7 protein-coding genes are annotated in these 5,127 nt (G+C 70.7%); 1 reads left to right on the top strand and 6 read right to left on the bottom strand.

Annotated features, from left to right (window positions below; genetic code table 11):
* Positions 1-106: 106 nt before the first annotated feature.
* The 4 genes from nthA to hppD form a co-directional block, all read right to left on the bottom strand.
* Positions 107-694 (bottom strand): nitrile hydratase subunit alpha, encoded by a 588-nt coding sequence (nthA, locus tag ACWGI8_RS39140; RefSeq protein WP_453668209.1) that lies wholly within the window; start codon positions 692-694, stop codon positions 107-109.
* Entirely contained in the window at positions 691-969 is a 279-nt protein-coding gene (locus ACWGI8_RS39145) for an SH3-like domain-containing protein (protein ID WP_453668210.1), read from the bottom strand. The genes nthA and ACWGI8_RS39145 overlap by 4 nt, the downstream gene beginning before the upstream one ends.
* Positions 962-1,243 carry a hypothetical protein gene (locus tag ACWGI8_RS39150; RefSeq protein ID WP_453668211.1) on the bottom strand — a complete coding sequence of 94 codons (282 nt, stop codon included), beginning with the start codon at positions 1,241-1,243 and terminating at the stop codon, positions 962-964. Before ACWGI8_RS39150 ends, ACWGI8_RS39145 begins: the two co-directional genes overlap by 8 nt.
* 115 nt (positions 1,244-1,358) lie before the next feature.
* Complete coding sequence (gene hppD, locus ACWGI8_RS39155; RefSeq protein WP_453668212.1) at positions 1,359-2,504, bottom strand: 4-hydroxyphenylpyruvate dioxygenase; 1,146 nt, start codon at positions 2,502-2,504, stop codon at positions 1,359-1,361.
* Positions 2,505-2,626: 122 nt separating this feature from the next.
* On the opposite strand from hppD, the gene ACWGI8_RS39160 reads away from it, so the two are divergent.
* Positions 2,627-3,100 carry an Lrp/AsnC family transcriptional regulator gene (locus ACWGI8_RS39160; protein ID WP_453668213.1) on the top strand — a complete coding sequence of 158 codons (474 nt, stop codon included), beginning with the start codon at positions 2,627-2,629 and terminating at the stop codon, positions 3,098-3,100.
* A gap of 89 nt (positions 3,101-3,189) precedes the next feature.
* On the opposite strand, the gene ACWGI8_RS39165 is transcribed toward ACWGI8_RS39160, so the two are convergent.
* Together ACWGI8_RS39165 and ACWGI8_RS39170 are read right to left on the bottom strand one after the other, a co-directional pair.
* Positions 3,190-3,987, bottom strand: coding sequence for a S16 family serine protease (locus ACWGI8_RS39165; protein ID WP_453668214.1), 798 nt, complete (start codon positions 3,985-3,987; stop codon positions 3,190-3,192).
* A 186-nt stretch (positions 3,988-4,173) separates the two neighbouring features.
* Positions 4,174-4,815 (bottom strand): IclR family transcriptional regulator, encoded by a 642-nt coding sequence (locus tag ACWGI8_RS39170; protein WP_453668215.1) that lies wholly within the window; start codon positions 4,813-4,815, stop codon positions 4,174-4,176.
* Positions 4,816-5,127 lie beyond the last annotated feature (312 nt).

Raw genomic sequence — 5,127 nt, forward strand, 5'->3', positions numbered from 1 at the left:
ACGCGCCGGGGAGCTTCTTCCCCAACCCCGAACCCAGGCAGAGAGACACGCCGCCCCGAGGACGCGGAAAAGCGCCGGGGGTATTCCTACCCCCCGGCATCGTCAGTCACAGCACCGCTGTGCCGATGAGGGCGTTGCGCGGGATGAGCGCGGCGAGTGCGGCCTCGTCCAGGTCCTCCGTACCGGCGGGGCGGGCGGGGAGGACCATGTAGCGGGTCTCCGCGGTGGAGTCCCAGACCGTGATGCGGGTGGTGGCCGGGAGGTGGAGGCCGAACTCCGCGAGCACCGCGCGGGGCTCGCGGACCACGCGGGACCGGTACGCCTCGCTCTTGTACCAGCTGGGGGACGGGCCGAGCAGTCGGACCGGGTAGCAGGAGCAGAGCGTGCAGACGACGACGTTGTGGGTGTCCGCGGTGTTCTCGACGACGCGCAGCCGCTGTGGCTGGACTCCGCCGGCGGACAGGCCGAGTTCGGCGACGGCGGAGGTGCCGTCGGCGAGGAGACGGGCGCGGAAGGCAGGGTCGGTCCAGGCGCGGGCGACGACGCGCGCGCCGTTCGCCGGGGAGGCGCCCGTCAGGAAGGCGTCGAGCACCTCGTCGAGCGCGGCGCCCGCGACGAGGCCGCGCTCCTCCAGGAGCGTCTCCAGGCGGCGTACCCGGCGGGAGATCACCGCGTCGGTGTGCTGGCCGGTCACGACTGGTCGTCCTCCAGATAGCTCTCGAACAGGTCGAGTACGACGTGGTGGTCGCCGGCGCCCCACAGGTCCCGGGCGGCGAATCTGACCGCGTACACCTGTTCCCGGGGCGCGTCGCCCGTCCCGCGCGCGTTCCGGTCGGCGAGGAGCGCGGGGCCCTCCGGCTCGACGACGGTGCCGTGTTTCCCGCGGGCGTAGCGCGGCAGGCGGGTGTGGTGCGGGGGGTCGTGGTGGACCGTGCGTACGCGCGCGCCGGTGCGGAAGCGGTCAGTCATCGAGCTCGCCCGCCTCGATGACGCCCTTGCGCTCCAGGAGCGTACGGATCGCGAAGAACCAGCGTTCGTAGTACGACGCCGCCAGATACTCGGCCGGCGCCATGGACTCGATCGCGTCGCGGAACTCGTCGAGGTTGTACACCTTGCGGGCGATGAGCGCGGAGTTTAGCGCGAAGACCCGGGCCTCCCAGTCGGCGTGGAAGGGCTCGGTGTCGTCGGCGGTGTCGATGGGCCCGAAGCCCTGCAGCCCTCCGACGTCGTTGATCCTGGCCATACGCCGACCATAACGGCCTGCGGCGGTGCGGGCAGGAAAAGCCGCCGGCCCGCGGTCCACGGGGTCAGGACCGTGGAGCCGCAGGCCGGCGAGGGACCCGGTGCGGGTCAGCGGGTCACAGGTTTCCGCGCTTCTCCTGCTCACGCTCGATCGCCTCGAAGAGCGCCTTGAAGTTGCCCTTGCCGAAGCCCATCGAGCCGTGCCGCTCGATGATCTCGAAGAAGACGGTCGGCCGGTCCTGGACCGGCTTGGTGAAGATCTGCAGCAGGTAGCCGTCCTCGTCGCGGTCGGCGAGGATCTTCAGCTCGCGCAGGGTCTCGATCGGCACGCGCGTGTCGCCGACCCACTCGCCGAGCGTGTCGTAGTACGAGTCGGGCGTGTCCAGGAACTGGACCCCGGCCGCGCGCATGCTGCGTACGGTCGCGACGATGTCGTTCGAGGCGAGCGCGATGTGCTGGACGCCGGCCCCGCCGTAGAACTCCAGGTACTCGTCGATCTGCGACTTCTTCTTCGCGATCGCGGGCTCGTTGATCGGGAACTTCACCTTGAGCGTGCCGTCCGCGACGACCTTCGACATCAGCGCCGAGTACTCGGTGGCGATGTCGTCGCCGACGAACTCCTTCATGTTGGTGAAGCCCATGACCTTGTTGTAGAAGGCCACCCACTCGTTCATCCTGCCGAGCTCGACGTTGCCGACGCAGTGGTCGATGGCCTGGAAGGTCCGCTTGGCCGGGGGCTCGACGATCGGGTCGGCGGCGACGAAGCCGGGCAGGTACGGGCCGTCGTAGCCGGACCGGTCCACGAGGGTGTGGCGGGTCTTGCCGTACGTGGCTATGGCGGCGAGGACGACCGTGCCGTGCTCGTCCTTGATCTCGTACGGCTCGGTGATGCCGCGGGCGCCGTGCTCGGTCGCGTACGCGTAGGCGGCGCGGGCGTCCGGCACCTCGATGGCCAGGTCGATCACGCCGTCGCCGTGCTCGGCGACGTGGTCGGCGAGGAAGCGGCCCCAGTCGGTGGCCGGCTTGATGACGGAGGTGAACACGAAGCGGGCCGCGCCGTTGGTCAGGACGTACGAGGCGGTCTCACGGCTGCCGGTCTCGGGTCCCGCGTAGGCGACGAGCTTCATGCCGAAGGCCGTGGAGTAGTAGTGCGCGGCCTGCTTGGCGTTGCCGACGGCGAAGACGACCGCGTCCATTCCCTTCACCGGGAAGGGGTCGGCCTGCCGGGCGGTGTGAGGGGTGTGATCCAGGGTCTCAGTCATGGCGGCAGACTCCCCCCCTTCCACAAGCTGCGCAATAGTTTGTCTATTGACTGGGCAACCTGCTCAGCTAGCATCCGATTTGTGCGGGCCATCTGTACAGGATGACTACTCGGGAGGCTGCTGTGGCGATCGATCATCTGGACGGCAGGCTCATCGTGCTGCTCGCACGGGAGCCGAGGATCGGCGTCCTGGAGGCCTCCCGCCGGCTCGGGGTGGCCCGCGGCACCGTCCAGGCGCGGCTGGACCGGCTTCAGTCGAACGGAGTCATCCGGGGCTTCGGCCCCGACGTCGATCCGGCGGCCCTCGGCTATCCGGTCACCGCGTTCGCGACGCTGGAGATCAAACAAGGGCAAGGCGCCGACGTACGGGCCCATTTGGCCACCGTGCCCGAGGTGCTGGAGCTGCACACGACGACCGGCCACGGCGACATGCTCTGCCGGCTCGTCGCCCGCTCCAACGCCGACCTTCAACGGGTGATCGACCGGGTCGTCGGCTTCGAGGGCATCGTGCGGGCGTCCACGGCGATCGTGATGGAGAACCCGGTGCCGCTGCGGATCATCCCGCTGGTGGAGCAGGCCGCGGAGGACGCCGGCTGACAGCGTGTTCCCGTGCCGGCGCAGCATGCACGGCGCGCGCCGGACGCCACGTGCGCCGGACGCCACGTGGTCCGGGCAACGCGACAGGCTCAGCAGGAAGGAACCTTCCCGCCCTTCTCCAGCGCCTTGAGCGAGGCCACGGCGTCCTTCAGCTCCGTGACGGGGATCAGCCGCAGCCCGTCGGGGAGCTCGGCTTCGGCCGCCGAGCACTCGGCCTTCGGCACCAGGAACACGGTCGCTCCGTCGCGCGCCGCCGCCTGCGTCTTCAGGGACACCCCACCGACCGCGCCGACCTTGCCGTCCGCGTCGATCGTGCCCGTACCGGCGATGCTGCGGCCGCCGGTGAGATCGCCGCCCGTGCCGTCGCCTTCGAGCTTGTCCACGATGCCGAGCGAGAACATCAGACCGGCGCTGGGCCCGCCGACGTCCGCGAGGTTCAGGGTGACCTTCACGCTGTCCGGGCTCTTCTTGAGGTAGCCCAGGGCGGCCTGCACCGCGCTGTCCTGGGACTTCTCCATCTCGGCGGTGTTGTGCTTCTCGATCTCCTCGTCGGACTGCCCGGAAGGGTAGACGGAGTCGCGCGGCAGCACCGCACTGTCCGTACGGAACCAGGCGTCCACCACGTCCCCGAGATCGACGTCCACCGACGGCCCCGTCGCCAGGATCGTCGTCATCCGCAGCGCCCCGTCCGTCTTGCGAACGGGCGCCCCGGTGATCGTGATCACCGGCTTCCCCTTGTCCGCCCCCAGCACATTCGTGGTCTGCCCCGGCTGGGCCACGGTGAACGGCAGCGGCGCGAGCCCCGCGACCACGAGCAGCGCGCCGACGGGCAGGGCGCAGACGGCGAGAACCCGGGGGCGCGAGAGACGATTGAGGCGAGAGAACACGGTGTCAATGTATCGGTCCCCCCGCGGGGCCCGAACCGACCCCGGTCCCGGTCGGGGCCGGAGGCCGCCCGGACTCCGTGGATCGCTTGGGCCAGGGGGCGGTCACGGCACCTGGTACGTGCGGGCCCGCCTGGTCCCGGTGGCGCCCCGGGACCGTCCCGGGGCCGGGGCCGGAGGCCCGGAAGGTCAGCGCAGCGCGTCCGCGACCTCGCGGGCCGCGTCGACGACGCGCGGGCCCACGCGATCGGGGACGGAGTCCGCGAGCATGACGACGCCCACGCTTCCCTCTATCCCCGTCACCCCGATGAGCGCCGCGGCCGCACCGCTCGCGCCCGCCTCCAGTTCGCCGTGGGTGAGGGTGTACGCGGGCTCGGTGAGACCGCCCTGACGGGCCGCGAGGATCGCCTTGCCCGCCGCGCCCCGGTCCAGCGGGTGGCGGAATCCGGCCCGGTACGCGACGTGGTAGTCCGTCCAGGTGGGTTCGACGACCGCGACCGCGAGCGCCTCCGCCCCGTCGACCAGCGTGAGATGGGCGGTGGCGCCGATGTCCTCGGCGAGCGAGCGCAGCGCGGGCAGCGCCGCCTCCCGTACCAGCGGATGAACCTGCCGGCCCAGGCGGAGCACGCCGAGCCCCACCCTGGCCCGGCCACCCAGGTCACGGCGGACGAGGGCGTGCTGTTCCAGGGTGGCGAGCAGACGGTAGACGACGGTCCTGTTGACACCGAGCCGGTTGGACAACTCGGTGACGGTCAGGCCGTGGTCGGTGTCGGCGAGCAGTTTGAGGACACGCAGTCCCCGGTCGAGCGTCTGGGAGGTCTCCGCGGTCACGACGCCCTCTCTTTCGAGGTGAGTGACGGCGACGCTCTCGCGGTCCAGCGGCACCGGTCCCATCGGCGACGCACGGAGAGGCCGCCGGCAGGCCATGGCACACCGGCTGCGCTCCGCGGCGGCGCTGCCACGGGGCGTTTCATTGCGAGGGAATGTAGCGACCCTGGTCCGCTCAGCGGAAGACCTCGTCCAGAATCCGGGCGCCAAGACCGTTTGGCACCCTTCTGTGGACCCGTAAGTCCGGATGACCTGGGCTTCAGCCCTTAAGTGACCTTTTGGCTTCGGATACAGGCGTCGGATACAGGCGTCGGC

Source organism: Streptomyces sp. NPDC054841 (genome assembly GCF_053611045.1).

Excerpts from the sequence above, each read along its gene's own strand:
- ACWGI8_RS39145 (WP_453668210.1), bottom strand. The coding sequence starts at position 969 with ATGACTGACCGCTTCCGCACCGGCGCGCGCGTACGCACGGTCCACCAC.
- ACWGI8_RS39150 (WP_453668211.1), bottom strand. The coding sequence starts at position 1,243 with ATGGCCAGGATCAACGACGTCGGAGGGCTGCAGGGCTTCGGGCCCATC.
- hppD (WP_453668212.1), bottom strand. The coding sequence starts at position 2,504 with ATGACTGAGACCCTGGATCACACCCCTCACACCGCCCGGCAGGCCGAC.